Annotated in this window: 17 protein-coding genes and 3 pseudogenes; 13 read left to right on the forward strand and 7 right to left on the reverse strand. The window is 62.6% G+C overall.

What is annotated here, in order from left to right; translation table 11 throughout:
* The first annotated feature begins 6 nt into the window (after nucleotides 1-6).
* Nucleotides 7-356, forward strand: a pseudogene (locus IPK59_00325) (ethanolamine utilization protein EutQ).
* Here the strand turns inward: IPK59_00325 and argE are convergent.
* Complete coding sequence (argE, locus tag IPK59_00330) at nucleotides 353-1,639, reverse strand: acetylornithine deacetylase (protein MBK8157311.1); 1,287 nt, start codon at nucleotides 1,637-1,639, stop codon at nucleotides 353-355. The pseudogene IPK59_00325 and the gene argE overlap by 4 nt on opposite strands.
* Between argE and IPK59_00335 the strand changes: the two are divergent.
* A pseudogene (locus IPK59_00335) lies at nucleotides 1,623-2,481 on the forward strand (N-formylglutamate amidohydrolase). The gene argE and the pseudogene IPK59_00335 overlap by 17 nt on opposite strands.
* Here IPK59_00335 and IPK59_00340 read toward each other — a convergent pair.
* A complete protein-coding gene (locus IPK59_00340; protein MBK8157312.1) occupies nucleotides 2,478-3,569 on the reverse strand; it encodes an NAD kinase in 1,092 nt (363 codons plus the stop codon). The pseudogene IPK59_00335 and the gene IPK59_00340 overlap by 4 nt on opposite strands.
* A gap of 3 nt (nucleotides 3,570-3,572) precedes the next feature.
* Between IPK59_00340 and IPK59_00345 the strand changes: the two genes are divergently transcribed.
* Nucleotides 3,573-3,929: a hypothetical protein gene (locus IPK59_00345; protein MBK8157313.1), complete on the forward strand. Its 357-nt coding sequence runs from the start codon at nucleotides 3,573-3,575 to the stop codon at nucleotides 3,927-3,929.
* Between the two features lie 6 nt (nucleotides 3,930-3,935).
* On the opposite strand, the gene moaA is transcribed toward IPK59_00345, so the two are convergent.
* Entirely contained in the window at nucleotides 3,936-4,928 is a 993-nt protein-coding gene (moaA, locus tag IPK59_00350; protein ID MBK8157314.1) for a GTP 3',8-cyclase MoaA, read from the reverse strand.
* A gap of 283 nt (nucleotides 4,929-5,211) precedes the next feature.
* Between moaA and alaS the strand changes: the two genes are divergently transcribed.
* From alaS to IPK59_00370, 4 genes are all read left to right on the forward strand, one after another.
* Nucleotides 5,212-7,884, forward strand: a complete 2,673-nt coding sequence (alaS, locus tag IPK59_00355; protein MBK8157315.1) for an alanine--tRNA ligase — start codon at nucleotides 5,212-5,214, stop codon at nucleotides 7,882-7,884.
* Nucleotides 7,885-7,911: 27 nt separating this feature from the next.
* Nucleotides 7,912-8,724, forward strand: a complete 813-nt coding sequence (locus IPK59_00360) for a PrsW family intramembrane metalloprotease (protein MBK8157316.1) — start codon at nucleotides 7,912-7,914, stop codon at nucleotides 8,722-8,724.
* Nucleotides 8,725-8,783: 59 nt separating this feature from the next.
* On the forward strand, nucleotides 8,784-9,416 hold the full coding sequence (gene folE, locus IPK59_00365; GenBank protein ID MBK8157317.1) for a GTP cyclohydrolase I FolE: 633 nt from the start codon (nucleotides 8,784-8,786) through the stop codon (nucleotides 9,414-9,416).
* Between the two features lie 193 nt (nucleotides 9,417-9,609).
* Complete coding sequence (locus IPK59_00370) at nucleotides 9,610-10,452, forward strand: PrsW family intramembrane metalloprotease (protein MBK8157318.1); 843 nt, start codon at nucleotides 9,610-9,612, stop codon at nucleotides 10,450-10,452.
* A 251-nt stretch (nucleotides 10,453-10,703) separates the two neighbouring features.
* Here the strand turns inward: IPK59_00370 and IPK59_00375 are convergent, their stop codons facing one another.
* The 3 genes from IPK59_00375 to IPK59_00385 all read right to left on the reverse strand — a co-directional run bounded on the left by IPK59_00375 (nucleotide 10,704) and on the right by IPK59_00385 (nucleotide 13,222).
* The gene (locus IPK59_00375; protein MBK8157319.1) at nucleotides 10,704-11,243 is read right to left on the reverse strand and encodes a peptidylprolyl isomerase; all 540 of its coding nucleotides are present in this window, start codon (nucleotides 11,241-11,243) and stop codon (nucleotides 10,704-10,706) included.
* 3 nt (nucleotides 11,244-11,246) lie between these two features.
* Entirely contained in the window at nucleotides 11,247-12,461 is a 1,215-nt protein-coding gene (locus tag IPK59_00380) for an NADP-dependent isocitrate dehydrogenase (GenBank protein ID MBK8157320.1), read from the reverse strand.
* Nucleotides 12,462-12,637: 176 nt separating this feature from the next.
* Nucleotides 12,638-13,222, reverse strand: a complete 585-nt coding sequence (locus IPK59_00385; GenBank protein ID MBK8157321.1) for a TIGR00730 family Rossman fold protein — start codon at nucleotides 13,220-13,222, stop codon at nucleotides 12,638-12,640.
* Nucleotides 13,223-13,497: 275 nt separating this feature from the next.
* On the opposite strand from IPK59_00385, the gene IPK59_00390 reads away from it, so the two are divergent.
* Nucleotides 13,498-13,863, forward strand: a complete 366-nt coding sequence (locus IPK59_00390) for a hypothetical protein (GenBank protein MBK8157322.1) — start codon at nucleotides 13,498-13,500, stop codon at nucleotides 13,861-13,863.
* Entirely contained in the window at nucleotides 13,800-14,552 is a 753-nt protein-coding gene (locus tag IPK59_00395; GenBank protein ID MBK8157323.1) for a hypothetical protein, read from the forward strand. Before IPK59_00390 ends, IPK59_00395 begins: the two co-directional genes overlap by 64 nt.
* A gap of 79 nt (nucleotides 14,553-14,631) precedes the next feature.
* Here IPK59_00395 and IPK59_00400 read toward each other — a convergent pair whose 3' ends face one another.
* Nucleotides 14,632-15,093, reverse strand: a complete 462-nt coding sequence (locus IPK59_00400) for a hypothetical protein (GenBank protein ID MBK8157324.1) — start codon at nucleotides 15,091-15,093, stop codon at nucleotides 14,632-14,634.
* Nucleotides 15,094-15,299: 206 nt separating this feature from the next.
* Between IPK59_00400 and IPK59_00405 the strand changes: the two genes are divergently transcribed.
* The 4 genes and pseudogenes from IPK59_00405 to IPK59_00420 all read left to right on the forward strand — a co-directional run bounded on the left by IPK59_00405 (nucleotide 15,300) and on the right by IPK59_00420 (nucleotide 18,424).
* The gene (locus tag IPK59_00405; protein ID MBK8157325.1) at nucleotides 15,300-15,989 is read left to right on the forward strand and encodes a phosphatidylserine decarboxylase; all 690 of its coding nucleotides are present in this window, start codon (nucleotides 15,300-15,302) and stop codon (nucleotides 15,987-15,989) included.
* 24 nt (nucleotides 15,990-16,013) lie between these two features.
* A complete protein-coding gene (gene pssA, locus IPK59_00410; protein MBK8157326.1) occupies nucleotides 16,014-16,805 on the forward strand; it encodes a CDP-diacylglycerol--serine O-phosphatidyltransferase in 792 nt (263 codons plus the stop codon).
* Nucleotides 16,805-17,409 (forward strand): annotated as a pseudogene (locus IPK59_00415) (CDP-alcohol phosphatidyltransferase family protein). Before pssA ends, IPK59_00415 begins: the two are co-directional and overlap by 1 nt.
* Before the next feature lie 277 nt (nucleotides 17,410-17,686).
* Nucleotides 17,687-18,424, forward strand: a complete 738-nt coding sequence (locus tag IPK59_00420) for a hypothetical protein (protein MBK8157327.1) — start codon at nucleotides 17,687-17,689, stop codon at nucleotides 18,422-18,424.
* The last annotated feature ends 169 nt before the right edge of the window (nucleotides 18,425-18,593 follow it).

Genomic DNA, 18,593 nt, shown 5'->3' on the forward strand with positions numbered 1-18,593 from the left:
GTCGGCATGGCCGAGGTCAAACACTACAAGCGCGCCGAGATGAAATTCGAGGCCTATGGCGGACCGCCCGGTACCGCTGAAATCAGTCGCCTGGTCGGGCCGGACATGTCCTCGACCATGGGCGTTGGCATCGCGAAGTTCGATGGCTGCTCGATCCAATGGACCGTGCTCTATGACGAGATGATCATCGTCATAGGGGCTGGTTCCGCCTGAAGCATCCGGGCGGCGTCATCGAGGCAGGCCCCGGCGACGTCATCTGGCTGCCTGAGAAGACGCCGATCACTTATGAGGGCGAGAAGGCCATCGTCTGCTACGCGCTCTATCCGGTCGATTGGCGCAAGCGGCACAGCCTCTAGGACGATACCCGCGCAGTGAGGCGTTCGAGGAACGCCTCACACTGTGCGATCTGTTCCAGCATCACCCATTCGTTGGGCTTGTGCGCCTGTTCGATCGAACCCGGGCCGCAGATCACCGTCGGGATGTCGATCTGCTGGATGAGCCCGCCTTCGGTGCCGAACGCGATCTTGATCGTGTCATTTGCCTGGGTCAGTGCCTTGGCGATGACCGTGATCTCGGCATCTTCCGCCGTGTCGAGGCCGGGAAAGGCCGAGATCTGCTGCCAGGAAAAGCCACATTCGCCATTGATGGCGCGCATTTCCTTGGCCAGTTCCTCATCGGCAAAGCGCTTCACCTCGGCCACCAGATCGGCCGGATTCTGCACCGGGAGATAGCGGAACTCGAAATCGAAGCTGCAATCCTTGGGCACGATGTTGAGCGCCGTGCCCCCCTTGACGATGCCGGTATGGACGGTGGTGTGCGGCACGTCGTAATCCTGATCGAACGGGCCCTGTGCCGCGAAGCGGCGACCCATGCGCTTCAGATAGCTGATCAGCTCGGCCGCATATTCCACCGCATTGACGCCCTTGGGGGCGAGGGATGAATGGCATTCCAGGCCATGCACATGGCAGCGCAGGCTGGTCTTGCCCTTATGCGCGATGGCAACTTTCATCGAGGTAGGTTCGCCGATGACGCAGCCCTTCGGCTTCACCGGCAGGTCTTTGATGACCTCGAGGGCGCGGCGCACGCCGAGGCAGCCAACCTCCTCGTCATAGGAGAAGAGGAGATGGACCGGTGTCGAGAGCTGGCGACGGCTGAGTTCCGGCACCGCGTTTAGCACGACGCCGAGAAACCCCTTCATGTCGGAGGTGCCGCGGCCATAGAGGCGGTCGCCTTCTTCCTTCACCGTCCAGGGATCGCTTGACCAATCCTGGCCATCGATCGGCACGACGTCGGTATGGCCGGAAAGCGCATAACCCGCGCGGTCATCCGGGCCGATGGTGGCGTAGAGATTGGCCTTCTTGCCGGTGACGTCGAAGATCAACTCGCTTTTGATGCCGTGATCGCCGAGATAGTTGCGCAGGAAGTCGATCAGCTCGAGGTTGGAATTGCGGCTGGTCGTGTCGAACGCGATCAGGCGGCGGATGAGATCGAGACTCTGTGGGCGTGACGCCAAGATGAAACTCCCGGAACATGCGAGCGGTATTGACGAAGCGATTGGGAAAGCATACCGGGGAAGCAAGGAATGGCAAGGATTGCCGGGAGTTGTTTTGACACCACAAAAGATGCATCTGCCGGGCATTCTGGTCCGCTATGAACCTGCGCCAGATATGGATTCGGCGCCGGTCGTGTTCGATTCACCGCATAGCGGCTACGACTATCCCGGCGATTTCGATCATGCCGTGCCGCGCGATGTGTTGCGGCGGGCGGAGGATGCTTTTGTCGATGATCTCTATGAGGGGGCGCCAGATCTGGGGGCCGGGTTCCTGAAGGCGCTGTTTCCGCGTGCCTATATCGACCCCAACCGGCATGAGGATGAAATCGACAGCGACATGCTGAGCGAGCCGTGGCCGCGGCCGGTGCGGGCCACTGAAAAATCCGAGATGGGACTGGGACTTATCCGCCGGCTGATCAAGGGGCGGATGCATATCTATGACCGGCCGCTTTCCGTGGGCGAGATCATGGCGCGCATCGAAAGTTATCACCGGCCCTACTATGCCGAGCTGGAAAACATGCTGGATTCAAGGGTTTCCGGTTTTGGGGCGGTGTGGCATGTGAACTGTCATTCGATGCGCACCACCGGGCGGCAGGGGGGGAAGCCGGTGCCGCGCGATGATTTCGTGCTGGGCGACCGGGAGGGAGGAGAGCTGCGATCCCGCCTTCACCGAGTTCGTCGCTGAGTGCTTGAGAAATATGGGTTATTCGGTGCAGATCAACCACCCGTTCAAGGGGGCGGAGCTCATCGAGCGGTTCGGGCGGCCGCTGGAAGGGCGCCATTCCCTGCAGATCGAGGTCAATCGCGGCCTTTACATGGACGAGGACCGGATCGAAAAACACGCCGGTTTCGGTCAGTTAAAGGGGGATATTGACCAGTTAATCGGGGATATCTGCAAGTTTGCCAGAGCGCAGGTGCAAGTCCCTTAAGCCTGGAACTGCTCCTGCAGGATCCGCTCCTCGAGATGATGTTCGGGATCGAACAGCAGGGTGAGGGAGGTGTTGGGGTCCTGGCAGACGGTCACCTCGGTCACCTCGCGGATCTCGTTGAAATCGGCGGTGGCGCTGACCGGGCGGCGGTCCGGTTCGCGGATGATGAAGCGGAGTTTGGCGCGCTGGGGCAGGATGGCGCCGCGCCAGCGGCGGGGCCGGAAGGCGCTGATCGGCGTCAAGGCCAGCACACCAGACGCCAGCGGCAGGATCGGGCCGTGGGCGGAGAGATTGTAGGCGGTGCTGCCGGCGGGGGTTGCCACCAGGACGCCGTCGCAGACCAGCTCGTTCATGCGTTCGCGACCGTCGATCTCAATGCTGATCTTGGCGGCCTGGGCCGTTTCGCGCAGCAGCGAGATTTCGTTGATGGCGACCAGGCGGTGCTCCTGCCCGTCGCCGGTCTTGGCGGTCAATTGCAGCGGGTGGAGGATCACCTGCTCGGCGCGCTGGATGCGCTCGACCAGGCCGCTGGTATCGTAGCGGTTCATGAGGAACCCCACGGTGCCGCAATTCATGCCGAAGATGCGCACGCGCCGGTTCATCGTGTCATGGAGTGCGCGCAGCATGGTGCCGTCGCCCCCCAGCACCACGACCACGTCGGCATGGGTCGGATCGCCGGCCCCATAGCGGGCGGTGAGTTCGGCGAAGGCGGCCCTGGCGTCGGGCGAGTCGGCGGCGACAAAGGCGATGCTGGGCGCGGTGTTGAGGGTGTTCAAAGTGATCTGGCTCCGGTTGGCGGGCGGCGGCAGTATAGCGGGGGCAGGGTCGCTTGCCAAAGCCGCCCTTGTCAAAATCGGGGACGCATTGCAGTGTAGCCCCTGAAAATCAGGGGTAATCGGGGGCAGAATATGCGGCGCGTCTATCTGGCTTTGGTCTGTGGCTTGGGTGTGACGCTGGCGATGGGAGCAGTCCCGGCCCTGGCCCAGGAGAACATGCAGGAGACGATCGCGCTCGATATCGCCGGCGATGACGAGGTCGGCGATCACCACGAGGGCTACTATTATCCGACTCCGCAGACCGTCGAGCATTATGTGAGCCGGGTCGTGACGCTGCCCGACAGCGACGAGATTCGCCGCCAGGGCTTCGTCATCGGCATGGCGCGCCAGCTCGTTTCCGGCCAGTTCGCCCCGGATTACGCGATCTTCGCCAAAGGCGAAAACGCCCAGAAGCTGATCATCACGGGCCTGCGCGACGGATCGCTCGACACCATCTATCGCGCGCGCGCCCTGTTCGCGAGCATGACGCTCATTGCGCGCTCGACGCCGTTCTTCCAGAAGAACACGCAGCCGGAAGAGGCGACGTTCTTCGATCTCCTGAAGCTGTTGGGGTTCACCCAGGTGACCATCTCGGACGGCAAGCAGTTCTGCCACCAGGTGATCATCGACTGACGCGGCTTAGCCGCCCGTGACACTCATATGGCGTTCGACCGCCGGGCCGCTGTGATTGCGGTCGATAATGAAGTCGTGGCCCTTGGGCTTGCGGGCGATCGCTTCGCGGATGGCTTCGAGCAGCGATTCGTCTGACTCGCTCTGGCGCAAGGGTGCGCGCAGATCGGCGGCATCGTCCTGCCCTAAGCACATATAGAGCGTGCCGGTGCAGGTGAGGCGCACGCGGTTGCAGGATTCGCAGAAATTATGGGTGAGCGGCGTGATGAAGCCGACGCGCTGGCCGGTTTCGGCAAGCGTCACGTAACGTGCCGGGCCGCCGCTGTTATGGCCGCTTTCCTGCAGGGTCCAGCGCTTCCCGAGATGGCTGCGCAGGAGAGAGATCGGGTAGAACTGGTCGAGCCGGTTCTCGCCGCCGATATCGCCCATCGGCATCACCTCGATGAAGGTGATCTCGTGGCCGTTCTCGCCGCACCATTCAACGAGGTTATAGAACTCGTCGTCATTGACGCCCTTGAGCGCCACGGTATTGAGCTTCACCTTGATGCCGGCGGCCTTCGCGGCGGCGATGCCGTCGAGCACCGGCTGCAGCTTGCCCCAGCGGGTGATGCGGGTGAACTTGTCGGGGTCGAGGGAATCGACCGAGACGTTGATGCGGCGCACGCCGCAATCGGCGAGCTCCTGGGCGTATTTCCCGAGCTGGCTGCCATTGGTGGTGAGGGTCAGTTCCTCCAGGGCGCCGGTCTTGAGATGGCGGGAGAGGTTGCGGATGAGCTGCATGATGCCCTTGCGGACGAGCGGCTCGCCGCCGGTCAGGCGCAGCTTCTTGACGCCGACACCGACGAAGGCGCTGCACAGGCGGTCCAGTTCCTCGAGGCTGAGGATCTCGGCCTTGGGCAGGAAGGTCATGTCCTCGGACATGCAATAGACGCAGCGGAAATCGCAGCGGTCGGTCACGGACACGCGCAGATAGCTGATGCGGCGGCCGAACGGATCGACCATGGGCGCTGGCGCACCCGGTTTGGGGGAACTGGCGAGCTGGCTGTTCATGGCCGGAATATAGGATGGCCGCTCTTGGATTTCCTCCCCAAAACCGACAGGGATATAGCGGTGCGGTCATCCGGCGCCGGCGAGCCATGCAGCGGGCGCCCGCCAAAACCGCCGGAAACCGGGGTCTGGCGACCTCAAATGCCTTGTTTAGCCTGGAAAAACTCTAAATAATCGCCCTTCGCGCCGCAGCAAAGCGGCCCCTTTTTTGCCCAGGTAAGAGTTTCGGACCCAGACGATGCAGACCGCCAACGATATCCGCCGCGTTTTCCTCGATTACTTCCGCCGGGAAGGCCACGAAATCGTGTCCTCGTCACCCCTGGTGCCGCGGAACGACCCCACCTTGATGTTCGTGAATTCGGGCATGGTCCAGTTCAAGAACGTCTTCACCGGCCAGGAAAAGCGGGATTATGTCCGCGCCTCGACCGCCCAGAAATGCGTCCGGGCCGGTGGGAAGCATAACGACCTGGAGAATGTCGGCTATACCGCGCGGCACCACACCTTCTTCGAAATGCTGGGAAATTTCAGCTTCGGCGACTATTTCAAGGAACGCGCGATCGAACTGGCCTGGAACCTCATCACCAAGGAATACGGGCTGCCCAAGGACAAGCTGACCGTCACCGTCTATGTCGACGATGACGAGGCCCATAGCCTGTGGAAGCGCATCGCGGGCCTTTCCGATTCCAAGATCATCCGCATTCCGACCTCGGACAATTTCTGGGCGATGGGCGATACCGGTCCCTGCGGGCCGTGCTCGGAGATCTTCTATGACCATGGCGACAAGGTGGCGGGTGGCCCCCCGGGTTCGCCGGATGCCGATGGCGACCGGTTCATCGAGATCTGGAACCTCGTCTTCATGCAGTTCGAGCAACTGACGAAGACCGAGCGGGTGAGCCTGCCGCGACCCTCGATCGATACCGGCATGGGGCTGGAGCGCCTGGCCGCGGTGCTTCAGGGGAAGCACGACAATTACGACATCGACCTCATGCGCATGCTGATCGAAGCGCCGGCGCATGCCTCGAACACCGATCCCGACGGGCCGATGAATGTCAGCCACCGGGTCATTGCCGACCATCTGCGCTCAAGCGCATTCCTCATCGCCGACGGCGTCATGCCGTCGAATGAGGGCCGCGGCTATGTGCTGCGCCGGATCATGCGCCGCGCCATGCGCCATGCGCATATACTGGGCTGCAAGGCCCCGTTGATGTGGAAGCTGGTGCCGGCGCTGGTGACCGAGATGGGCCTCGCCTATCCGGAACTGGGCCGCGCCGAGAGCGCCATCAGCGAAACCTTGAAGCTGGAGGAATCGCGCTTCAAGACGACGCTCGATACCGGGCTCAAGGAGTTGGAAATTGCGATCGGCTCGAAATCGGGCCTCACCAAAGACGGCAAGCTTTCGGGCAGCGTCGCCTTTGCGCTCTCCGACAGCCGCGGCTTCCCGCTCGATCTCACGCAATCCATCCTGCGCGACCGGGGCATCGAGGTCGATCTCGACGGGTTCAACGTGGAACTGGAAAAGCAGCGTGAGCGCAGCCGCGCCGCCTGGGGCGGTTCCGGCGAAGCCGCCACCGAGAAGATCTGGTTCGAAATCCGCCAGCGTTTGGGTGCCACGGACTTCCTCGGCTATTCGACCGAGAAGGCGGAAGGTCAGGTACTGACCATCGTCAAAAACGGCCAGGAAGTTGCAGAGGCGAAAGCCGGCGACGAGATTGCCATCATCACCAACCAGACGCCGTTCTATGGCGAATCCGGCGGCCAGATGGGCGATGGCGGCAAGCTGGTCTCCGCGACGGGCGCTGAAATCGAGATCAGCGACACGCAGAAGAAGCTGGGTGATCTCCATGTCCATCTTGGCAAGGTCACCAAGGGTGTCTTGAAAAACGGCGATGCGGTCGAGATGAAGGTCGACCATGCGCGCCGTTCCGGCCTGCGGGCGCATCATTCGGCGACGCATCTGCTGCATGAAGCCTTGCGCCGCCGTCTGGGCACCCATGTGACCCAGAAAGGCTCGCTGGTGGCGCCTGACCGCCTGCGCTTCGACTTCTCGCACACCAAGGGCATGACGGGTGAGGACATTGCCTGGGTCGAGCATGAAGTGAACCGCCGCATCCGCGCCAATGCCGATGTCGCGACGCATCTGATGACACCCGACGACGCCATCAAGGCCGGCGCCATGGCGCTGTTCGGTGAAAAATATGGCGAGGAAGTGCGCGTCGTCTCGATGGGTGGCCGTGCGGATGAAGAAGTGAAGGAATTCTCGACCGAATTATGCGGTGGCACCCATGTGCACCGGACCGGGGATATCGGCTTCATCAAGATCGTCTCGGAAGGCGCCGTCGGCGCTGGCCTCCGCCGGATCGAGGCCGTGACCGGTGCCGCGGCGGAGCAGTTCGTCGCCGAGCAGCAGAAGCAATTGCTGGAAGCAGCAGCCGCGATCAAGGCCATGCCGCAGGAATTGCCAGCGCGCATCTTGAGCCTCATCGAGGAACGCAAGAAGCTGGAGCGTGACCTCTCTGAAGCGCGCAAGCAGATTGCCACGGGCGGCAGCGGGTCCGCATCCGACGTGCTCGATGTCGGCGGCGTCAAGCTGTCGGCGCGCGTGCTTGACGGGGTTCCGGCCAAGGAACTGAAAAGCATGGCGGATGCTTTCAAAAAGCAGCTTGGCTCCGGCGTCGTGGCGCTGGTGGCAACGGCTGAGGGCAAGGCCTCGATCGTGGTGGCGGTCACCGACGATCTCACCAGCCGCTTCAGCGCGGTCGATCTGGTGAAGGCTGCCGCGGCGGCCATCGGCGGGCAGGGTGGCGGCGGGCGGCCCGACATGGCCCAGGCCGGCGGCCCCGATGGCGGCCGAGCCAAGGACGCCTTGAGCGCCGTCGAGAACTTGCTGCGCGACCGCGTCAAGGCAGCTTAAGCAGATCATAAAGGCGGCGGTTACATCATGGGGTCGATCATCGCTGCCTTTCTCATCATCCTGGTCATCACCGCGGGCTGGGTCTTGCTCGCGCAGCTTCTGCTGCCGGTGCGCACCAAGTGGCGCGTGGTGGCGCTGACCCTGTTCCTGGGGGCATTGTCGCCGCTGCCTTTGCTGCTGATGTTCCACCTCAGGGACAAGCTGGTCCTGCCGGAAGATCCCGATCTCATCGACGCCTTCAGGATCAGCCTTACTATGGCGGGCTTGCCGGAGGAGGGGGTGAAGACCGTGGCCGTGCTGGCGGCGTTCTTCATCCTCAAGCATTTCTCGGTGTTTCATCAGGAGCTGGACCGCGCGACCGGTTTCCGCCTGCCGATTCTGTGCGGGCTTGCCTTCGCCGCCGTCGAGAACATGGGCTACAGCCTCAACACCGCCGTCACCGACATGGTCGGCAAGGAGATCGGCAATCCACTCATCGTGCCGCTGATCCGCTCGCTCGCGGCCAGCCTGCTGCATGCGTCGCTGGGGTGCCTCATGGGCCTGTTCTTTGCGCGCGTTGCCGAAACCAGGACTTTCAATTGGCTGGCCGTGATCCTTGGCTTCGTGGTGGCGGTGCTGGGACACACGGCGGTGGATTGGGGATTGATCGTGCCGGTATTGACCGTGCTTGACCGCGGACAGGATCTTAATCCGGCGGAAATCGAAGGCCTGCTGCCGCATTTCGTGCTGGCCCTTATCCTCATCCCCAGCGTGATCGGCGCCGGCATTGTCAGCGTGTTTGTGATGCGGCGACGGTTGCGGCTGGTCCCGGAGGTTGATCCGCTGATCCAGCCCTTCTGATATGATCCGGGCGGCGTGGCGGGGCGTAGGAAGAGCATATCCTACGGAGTACCCCTGCCATGAACGCCCATCGTCACCTGATGCTGACCGAATCCCTGAGTTCCGAGCGCTCGACCGCGCTGGCCCGGCGCCCGGCCAAGGCCGAGGCGGAAGCCGCCATCCGGACACTCATCGCCTATGCCGGCGATGACCCCGCGCGCGAGGGCCTGGCCGGAACGCCTGAGCGCGTCGCACGATCCTTCGACGAGTTCTATGCCGGCTATTTCGAGGACCCGGTCGCCATCCTGCAGCGCACCTTCGAAGAGATCGAAGGCTATGACGAACTGGTGCTGCTGCGCGACATTCCCTTTGTCAGCCATTGCGAACATCATCTGGCGCCGATCATCGGCCGCGCCCATGTCGGCTATCTGCCGCGCGCGCGGGTCGTGGGCATCAGCAAGTTGGCGCGCGTGGTCGAAGTCTTTGCGCGCCGCATGCAGATCCAGGAGAAGATGACGGCCCAGATCGCCAACACGATCCAACATGTGCTGGACCCCTTGGGTGTCGGCGTGGTGATCGAGGCAGAGCATCATTGCATGACGACGCGCGGCGTCAACAAGCCGGGTGTCACCATGACGACCTCGACCCTGCTCGGCGCCTTCCGCGACAATGCCGAAACGCGGCGCGAGTTCCAGTTGCTCATCCGCGGATAGGCAGCCCTGCCGCCACTTGGCGACGCCACGCCGACGTATTACCCTCCACCATCAAGTGTGGTGGGGGGTAGATGACATTCTTGCTGACGATGGGTGCGGCCGTGGTGCCGCCTCTGTTTCTGATCGCCTTCTTCCTCACGCATTTTCGGCATCGCCTGGGGCTGGGCCTGGGGCGAAGGCCGTTATCGGCGGAATGATCTCGGCGCCGCTCGCGATCGGTTTTTCGGTCCTGCTGGCGCGGCTCGGATTTCCGAATGACGGGCTGTGGGGTGCCGCCAGCAAGGCCTGGATGGGGGCGGCGATCCCCGAGGAAGTGGCGAAGTTCCTGATCGTCTGGTTCTACATCCGGCGCCATCCGCAATGTGATTCGGGCGGCGATCTCTTCTGCGGCGCGGTGCTGGTGGGGCTCGGCTTCGCCCTCCTCGAGAACATTCTCTATCTCCTCAGTTCGGACAACTGGATCATGACGGGCTTCATGCGCGGCGCGATGGCGGTGCCCGGCCACACGATCGACGGCATGATGATGGGCGTATTCCTGGCCTGGTGGTGGCGTAAGGATATCCTGGCTCCGGCGGCACTCGTGCTGGCGCTGGGCCTGCCCATCCTCGCGCATGGCTTCTATGATTTCCCGCTGATGGCGCTGGATGCGCTGGATGAGGCGAGCCATGCCGATCCGCTGGCCGTGCGCTACACGCTGTTCGCCCTGTTCGTGGCGACGGTCGTCATTTCGGCCGCCGCCGCGATCTGGGCGGGGCGCATGGAGATGATCGAGGTGTTCCTGCGCGCTGAGCCCGATATCGATCTCCATGCGCCGTCGCCGGCGGGTCTCACGCTGTGGCGCTGGATCGGCCGGGCGATGATCGCGGGTGCCGTTGCCCTGGCCCTGATGGGTATCTCGAAAGCCATGTCGGTCGATCCTCTCGAAGGCGGCTGGCTGATGGTCATCGCCCTGTTCCCGGCTGCGTTTGGCCGGATCATGACACTGCGCGTGCCGAAACAGGCGAAGGGGTTTCTGTCGCCCTGGGGGCGGCGCTAGAGCGTTTCAACATTTGGCGGAGACGCCCCTCACCCCGACCCTCTCCCCGCTATCACGGGGCGAGGGAGTTTCGACCGAGCCTAGCAGTAAGCCCCTCGCCCCGCCCGTCGGCGAAGGCCGACATTCGTCGGCAGGGCGGGGAGAGGGGTTGGGGTGAGGGGTTGGGGTGAGGGGAGAGACGCAACTCCAACAAAAAAAGCCCCGGCATCGTTGTGGATGCCGGGGCTTCTTTGGAAGCTATGTCGATCGGTTCAGGGGGCGTCGGCCGCGACCTTGATCGACTTCACCTTGTCCGGCATCACGACGGCGCCGTTATCTGCCTCGGTGCCGGCCTTGATGCGGTCGACGAACTGCATGCCGTCGACGACGCGGCCCCAGATGGTGTAGCGACCATCGAGGAACGGTGCCGGGGCGAAGCAGATGAAGAACTGGCTGTCGGCGCTGTTGAGGTCCTGCGCGCGGGCCATCGAGACGGTGCCGCGCTCATGCTTCAGCGTGCTGAACTCGGCCTGCTGGTTCTGGCCCGAGCCGCCGGTGCCGGTGCCGGTGGGATCGCCCATCTGCGCCATGAAGCCGGGGATGACGCGGTGGATTGGCGTGCCGTCGAAGAAGCCCTGGCGCACCAGTTCCTTCATGCGGGCAACCGTCTTGGGGGCCACCTGCGGCAGTAGTTCGATGACGACACGGCCATCCTTCAAGTCGAGATAGAGCGTGTTTTCCGGATCCAGAGCGAGCGCCGGAGCGCTGGTGCCGAGGACCAGCGCCAGTACCAGGAGTATGCGTTTCAACATGATTTAGGCCATCTTCTTCTTGAGGTTCTCGTCGAGCTTGTCGAGGAACTGGGTGGTGGAGAGCCATTTCTGGTCCGGGCTGATGAGCAAGGCGAGATCCTTGGTCATGAAACCGGATTCGACCGTGTCGACGCAGACCTGCTCGAGGTCGGTCGCGAACTTCTGCAGTTCCGGATTGTTGTCGAACTTGCCGCGGTACCAGAGACCGCGCGTCCAGGCATAGATCGAGGCGATGGGGTTGGTCGAGGTTTCCTTGCCCTTCTGGTGTTCGCGGTAATGGCGGGTCACGGTGCCGTGCGCCGCTTCCGCCTCGACCACGTTGCCGTCGGGCGAGAGGAGCACGGAGGTCATCAGGCCCAGCGAGCCGAAGCCCTGCGCCACGGTGTCCGACTGCACGTCGCCGTCATAGTTCTTGCAGGCCCAGACAAAGCCGCCGGACCATTTCAGGGCCGAGGCCACCATGTCGTCGATCAGGCGGTGTTCGTAGCGGATGTTCTTCGCCTTGAACTGGTCGGCGAATTCCTTGTCATAGACTTCCTGGAAGATGTCCATGAAGCGGCCGTCATAGATCTTGAGGATCGTGTTCTTGGTCGAGAGATAGACCGGCCAGCCCAGCATCAAACCGTAATTGAAGCAGGAGCGTGCGAAGCCGCGGATCGAATCGTCAAGGTTGTACATGCCCATGGCCACACCGGCACTGGGGAATTTGAAGACCTCCTTCTCGATGGGGGCGCTGCCGTCTTCCGGCACGAAGGTCATGGTGAGCTTGCCCTTGCCGGGCACGATGAAATCGGTGGCGCGGTACTGATCGCCGAAAGCGTGACGGCCGATGACGATGGGCTGGGTCCAGCCCGGCACCAAACGCGGCACGTTCTTGCAGATGATCGGCTGGCGGAACACGGTGCCGTCGAGGATGTTGCGGATCGTGCCGTTGGGCGACTTCCACATCGATTTGAGGTTGAACTCCTTCACGCGGCCCTCATCCGGCGTGATGGTCGCGCATTTGACGCCCACGCCGTATTGCTTGATCGCGTTGGCGGCGTCGATGGTGATCTGGTCACTGGTCTTGTCGCGGCTCTCGACGCTGAGGTCGTAGTATTTTAGGTCGATATCGAGATAGGGCAGGATGAGCTTGTTCTTGATGAAGGCCCAGATGATGCGGGTCATCTCGTCGCCATCGAGTTCGACGACCGGGGTCTTGACCTTGATTTTCGCCATGAGGCAGCTTTCCTTCTCGCGGGTGGCGCCGGCTGGCGCAGGGCTTCAAATTCGGGCGCAGTCTAGTGGGTGAAAGCGGTGAATTGAAGGATTTTGGCGTCAGACCAAAGTCGACATTGGTCGCGGCCGGAAGCGTTGTTCGCGCTTCAGGCGTACGGTTACGCTAAATCCAGTGACTAGATTTGTTCGGGGTGGTCGGGCTCCTGGGTCTCGGACGGGGCCGCCAGGATGTCGAACAGGCGGCCGATCGAGTTCACCACCGAGAAATACTGGCGCGCCGCCGGCTGGGCGAAACCATCGTCGATGATGCCGTCGATCATGCCGACGAGGCGGTCCCAATAGCCGTCGAGATTGAGGACGACGATCGGCTTGTCATGCATGCCGAGCTGGCGCCAGGTCACGACCTCGAACAGTTCCTCAAGGGTGCCGAGGCCCCCCGGCAGCACGCAGAAGGCGTCCGAGAGGTCGAACATCATGCGCTTGCGGGTATGCATGTTGTCGACCACCTTGAGTTCGGTAAGGCCGCTATGGCCGATCTCGCGGTCCTGCAGATGTTGCGGAATGATGCCGACAACCTTGCCGCCGTTGGCCATGACGGCATCGGCGCAGGCGCCCATCAGGCCGACCCGGCCGCCGCCATAGACGAGCTGGATGTTGCGTTCCGCCATCTGCCGGCCGAGATCCTGGGCCAGGGGCACGAAGTTGGGATTGGTCCCGCGCGAGGACCCACAATAGACGCAAAGGGATGAGATCGGAGTCATTCCGATTTGGTACTCCTGTTGTTTCTGAAAGAGAAATCCGCGCCCGCGCCGCAAGCCTTCGCGGATTTGCCGATAGCAATATTGCGCTGGTTAGAATGCCCCAGGGGGCAGGCGGGGAAACGGATGATCATGAGCCAGCACTATGAGCCAGCTTCGGCGACAGTTCAATGACCATCGATCCGGCAACGATTGCCTGTTGCGGGACATGGGTTTAGCCTGCGCCAAAGCGGTCTCGAGGGGTCGGGCCGCGGTCAAGAAACGGGAAGGTAGGGTCCATGTCCAGGCTGGCTTTGATCGGCGTGACGGGTGCCGCGGTGGTGGTGCTCGCAGCCGGTCTCATTTACGCGATCGCCCAGCAAGAAGGCGACGATGCCGGTGATGGCGGCGAAACGCCGGCGGCGGCGGCACCGGGGACCGAGGCCGTACCGGCCGGGTCGGTCGCAACAACAGAGACACCGGCGCCGGCCGCCCCCAGCAACACCATCGAAACGGCAAGTACCGCGCCGGGCAGCACGAGCGTCGTCGACAACGCGGCCGCCCCGACGGCGGGCCGGCGACCGCGCCAAGCTTCGACGTGGTGCGCATCAACCCGAATGGCGACGCGGTCATCGCCGGCAGGGCCAAGCCGGGCGCCACGGTGACCCTCCTCGACGACGGGAAGGTCATCGGGTCGGCCAAGGCGGATGACCGGGGCGAATGGGTCCTGCTGCCCAACAGCGCCGTGGCGCCGGGCGAGCACAAGTTCACGCTGCAGGCCGCCGAGGAGGATGGTGCGGCGCTGCAATCCGAGCGCATGGTGATCGTGGTGGTGCCGGCGCCGGCCAAGGATATCGCCGGCAATGCGGTGGCTGCCCCGGCGGGCGCGCTTGCTTTGTCGGTACCACAGACCGGCGACGGCCCCAGCGAGATCCTCAACATGCCGAGTTCGGCGGCCAGCGGCGATGTCGCGGTTGGCCCCGCCACGGCGCCGACGCTCGATGTCATCGATTTCAACAAGGACGGCCGCATGACATTGGCCGGCCGCGCGCCTGCCGATGCCAAGCTGGCGCTTTATCTTGACGACAAGCTGCTGGGATCGGTCGATGCCGATGCGCAAGGGCGCTGGAGCTTCATGCCCAGTTCCGGGCTGTCGATCGGTCGGCACGAATTGCGGGTTGACCAGGTCGATGCCGCCGGCAAGGTGATCGCGCATCGCGCAGCCGATCGAGCAGCCCGATTTTGCATCGCTCACGCCGAGCGGCGAGCAGATCATCGTGCAGCCGGGCAATTCACTTTGGCGGCTGGCGCGCCGCACCTATGGCGACGGCTTGCGCTTCAGCGTGATCTATGAGGCGAACAGGGAACGGGTTCGCGATCCGGATCTGATCTATCCGGGCCAGGTGCTGACCTTGCCGCAATAGCGGACCGGTTCAGTCGGCCGTGCGCGGTTTGGGCCAGGACGGCAGGATTTCGGCGAGGATCTGCAAAAAGGGCCTCACCTCCAGGATGACGCTGGCCGCGGCGGCGATGAGGTCGACCGGCGTCCAGGGCTCCGTAAGCGGCGCCTTGCCGACACACAGGATCGTTTTGTGCTTGCTGATGGCGAGACGCGTATGGGCCAGTTCCTGGCTGGCGTCGATGATGGCGATGGCGGAACGGCGCACGACAATGCCTTCGGCGGAATAGGGCAGCGGCGCGATCTCACCCGATATCTGCACGATCGGACCGGCCTGAATCTGGCGGGTATTGGCGGTAAAGGGGATATCCATGAAACGAAAACCAAACTCCACCAACCCACCGCCACGACCGATGCGCAGGTGTCCACCGGCATCGATATGCATCTGATCGACCCCGGGCGGCAGGGTATGGCTGGCAAGCATCTCAATCGTCACTATATCGAGTCCTCTGAACGCGTCGCTGCAGATGCTAGGTTGTCTCGCTTAACGATGTGTAAAAACTTATCATGACAGTGTAGAAAAAGTGCCAAAGTGACGCGTGAATTCGGCCGTGACGCCGTGCCCGATCTGTGGCAAATCAGGCCATTAGCTAACAGAACCTCATTCTTCTGTGGTTCTTGGCGCCACGCTAGCGAGGGAACATCTTGACGCCCAAAGTCCTATGTCCAATTCACCGTGCCGGATGGCCGTTTGTGGCCATTTTTGCACTGGCCACGGCGCTGCTGTGGTGGCTGGCAATGCCTTTGGGGCTGGTTGGCGTCGTTCTTACCCTCTGGTGTGCGTACTTTTTCCGTGACCCGGATAGAATCACACCGAACCGAGCGGGATTGGTGATCAGCCCAGCCGACGGCGTGGTGCAGATGATTCAACCGGCGGTGCCGCCCGCTGAACTGGGCCTCGACCAGCGGCCGAGGACGCGGATCAGCGTCTTCATGAATGTGTTCAATGTCCATATCAACCGCGCCCCGATCGATGCCGAGGTCGTGGGCAGCGCCTATCGGCCGGGAAAATTCGTCAATGCGGCACTCGACAAGGCCAGCGACGAGAACGAGCGGAGCTCGCTCCATCTGCGCACCAGCGATGGCCAGGATATCTGCGTGGTGCAGATCGCCGGCCTCGTTGCGCGACGCATCCTCACCTGGACCAGGCCCGGGCAGAAGCTGCGCGCGGGCGAGCGATACGGTATGATCAGGTTCGGCAGCCGCGTCGATGTCTATCTGCCCGACGGCGTGCAGCCGCTGGTCAGCGTCGGTCAGACCGCCATAGCTGGCGAAACCGTGCTGGCGGATTTGCGGTCTGAAGAAGCGGCGCGCCTCGGCGAGATGCGCTGAAATCGTTCAAGCGGAGTAAGTGCCATGATCAGACGCCCCAAGCTGCGCGACCATTCGATCAACCGGCTGATTCCGAACATGCTGACGATCATGGCGCTGTGTGCCGGCCTCACCGGCATCCGCCAGGCGCTGCTGGGTCACTGGGAACTGGCGGTGCTCGCCATCCTCATCGCCGCCATCTTCGACGCGCTCGACGGGCGTATCGCGCGCCTTCTTGATTCATCCAGCAAGTTCGGCGCGGAACTCGATTCCTTGAGCGACTTCGTGAGCTTCGGCGTGGCACCCGCCATGATCATGTTCCTGTGGAGCACGCAGGAAGTGAAGGGCTTCGGCTGGGCGCTGACGCTGGCCTTCAGCGCCTGCATGGCGCTGCGTCTTGCGCGTTTCAACACCAAGCTCGACAATGCCGATCTGCCGGCCTGGACCAGCCGCTTCTTCACCGGCGTGCCGGCACCGGCCGGTGCCGGCCTCGTGCTGATGCCGCTCATCGCCTGGCTTGAATTCGGTGCCGATTTCCTGCGCGCGCCCGTGTTCGTGGGCATTTTCCTGATCGTCGTCGCCGGCCTTTTGGTAAGCCGCCTGCCGACCTTCTCGTTCAAGCGGGTACGCGTGACGCAGGCCTGGGTGTTGCCGACGATGATCGGCGTCGTCGTCTATGTCTCGATGCTGGTGAGCGTGCCTTGGGCGACCTTGTTCTTCACCTTGCTCGCTTACCTCGCAACGCTGCCCATCGCCTACCGGACCCAGCGTCGCCTGCAGGCGCAGCGTCCGGTGCCTGCGCCGAACACGGTGCCGGTCGAAACGGATCACGACTGATGCTGGACCGCGCCGTCCGCCGGCGCATCGATCCATGGCTTGAAGACCTCGCCGGCCGCGCCAAGGCGCGCGGCTTTTCCGCCGACCAGGTGACCTGGGCGTGATTTGGCTGTGGTCTCGCGGCGATGGCGGCGATTGCTTTGGGCGCACCGTTGCTGGGCCTGCTGCTGCTGCTCGCCAACCGCCTCTGCGACGGGATCGACGGGGCGCTCGCGCGGCTGGCCGGCCAACCGATCACGGCGCCTATCTCGATATCGTGCTCGATTTCCTGTTCTATGCGGGCTTTGTTTTCGCCTGTGCCGTGGCTCGCCCGCAGGACGCGGTGGCGGCGGCCTTTCTCATCTTCAGCTTCGTCGGCACGGGGACCAGTTTCCTGTCCTTCGCCATCGTTGCGGCACAGCGCCACTGGCCGGTCGATGCGGACAAGAAGAAGGGCTTTGCGCATCTCGGCGGATTGACCGAGGGCACCGAGACGGTCCTGGTGTTCATGGTCATGCTGCTGTGGCCGGGGAGTTTTGCAGCCCTTGCCTGGATGTTCGGGGCGCTGTGCTGGCTCACCACGATCAGCCGGGTCACGACGACGCTGCGCGCGTTGAAGGGGTGATCTGACCAAGTGGGGGCAAGGGTGGCAATTGCCAGGATGGGGACTGAGTGCTGCCCCCCTCCCGGCCTCCCCCCTGAAGGCGTCCCGCCAGAATGAAGAAGGTATCGAAGCATCCCGCAAGGGCCGGTGGACAGCTACAGCAGTCCGGCGTCTTCTTGAAAGGCTCAATGGATAGGAGGCTGATGTGAGCAATCGTCACGCGCGCAGGGCCAGTCAAGCAAAACTGAGCAGCCATGTTCGCTTGCGATGCGTTTGCTGCGAACGAGTTGGGCGGGCTATGAACAAAGAGCATTATTGGCCTAGATGGTTGATCCGACGGACGCTCACGGCACATGAACAATGGCGTTGGCTCGATGAGAATCGCATTTTTCCAAACTCCATGACCATACCGCTTTGTAAGGACTGCAACTCCACCCTGGGTACGGAACTTGAACGGCCAGTAGAAGAGGCGTTTGACGATCTCGAAAATGGACGCGGACTGACTGACCTTCAGGCGGAACAGATCGTACGATGGTTGTGGAAGTTTGAGGGCTTGGCGTGGATGTGTATCCACGTTGATGATCCGAACCGTCGTTACTCAGACCTCTATACAGTACGGGACCGAGTACTCGGAAATGCGATTGCCAATCTAAAGGAACAACTCATCCTAGCTGTCTCTATCATCGACAGGAATGATGATGGGTTCACCAACTGGCCAATCGGACTCAACTCCCCCATCTCTGATCGAAATTCAATCTTTGTTTCTGGGGTCTTCTCCCGTATCGCGTTGATTGTCTCGATGGCTCATCTCGCGGTCGACATACCGGCGACCTACTCCCTCTACTCATTCTCAAATGCAGTGCCGCGCCCTACAGACAAGGCCTTCTTCCCTCAGGTCGGCTTTGTTACGCCAAATCAGGCGATTGTCGCTTCAAGGATGGTCTCGGCAGTTCTCTTAGCGACACATGAGGCGGAATTTGCTGATGCTGCCAACAATAGCCTGATGGTGCCGAGGCGGCGTGTGGAACTGCCGTAACGAAGAGAAGCGAAGGTTACCGTGGAGTGTAGCCAGGGTACTTCAACTTTCTGAGCGCTCGGCACATGATGTCGAAGGTGCTGCCTTCTGAGTAGTGGCCGTAGGTTAGTGTGGGTTTCTCGTGCCCGACAATATCCATAGCCAGACCTTCAGGAACTGGTGGGAGGGG

It is taken from the genome of Rhodospirillaceae bacterium (assembly GCA_016712715.1).
Classification (GTDB): domain Bacteria; phylum Pseudomonadota; class Alphaproteobacteria; order Dongiales; family Dongiaceae; genus Dongia.

Excerpts from the sequence above, each read along its gene's own strand:
- folE (MBK8157317.1), top strand. The coding sequence starts at position 8,784 with ATGAACGCCCATCGTCACCTGATGCTGACCGAATCCCTGAGTTCCGAG.
- IPK59_00385 (MBK8157321.1), bottom strand. The coding sequence starts at position 13,222 with ATGACTCCGATCTCATCCCTTTGCGTCTATTGTGGGTCCTCGCGCGGG.
- IPK59_00420 (MBK8157327.1), top strand. The coding sequence starts at position 17,687 with ATGAACAAAGAGCATTATTGGCCTAGATGGTTGATCCGACGGACGCTC.
- IPK59_00390 (MBK8157322.1), top strand. The coding sequence starts at position 13,498 with ATGTCCAGGCTGGCTTTGATCGGCGTGACGGGTGCCGCGGTGGTGGTG.
- IPK59_00375 (MBK8157319.1), bottom strand. The coding sequence starts at position 11,243 with ATGTTGAAACGCATACTCCTGGTACTGGCGCTGGTCCTCGGCACCAGC.
- IPK59_00360 (MBK8157316.1), top strand. The coding sequence starts at position 7,912 with ATGGGGTCGATCATCGCTGCCTTTCTCATCATCCTGGTCATCACCGCG.
- IPK59_00370 (MBK8157318.1), top strand. The coding sequence starts at position 9,610 with ATGATCTCGGCGCCGCTCGCGATCGGTTTTTCGGTCCTGCTGGCGCGG.
- alaS (MBK8157315.1), top strand. The coding sequence starts at position 5,212 with ATGCAGACCGCCAACGATATCCGCCGCGTTTTCCTCGATTACTTCCGC.
- IPK59_00340 (MBK8157312.1), bottom strand. The coding sequence starts at position 3,569 with ATGCTCGACGGTCTGCGGAGTCGGATAATAGTAGCCCTCGTGGTGATC.
- IPK59_00380 (MBK8157320.1), bottom strand. The coding sequence starts at position 12,461 with ATGGCGAAAATCAAGGTCAAGACCCCGGTCGTCGAACTCGATGGCGAC.
- argE (MBK8157311.1), bottom strand. The coding sequence starts at position 1,639 with ATGCCCGGCAGATGCATCTTTTGTGGTGTCAAAACAACTCCCGGCAAT.
- moaA (MBK8157314.1), bottom strand. The coding sequence starts at position 4,928 with ATGGTCGATCCGTTCGGCCGCCGCATCAGCTATCTGCGCGTGTCCGTG.
- pssA (MBK8157326.1), top strand. The coding sequence starts at position 16,014 with ATGATCAGACGCCCCAAGCTGCGCGACCATTCGATCAACCGGCTGATT.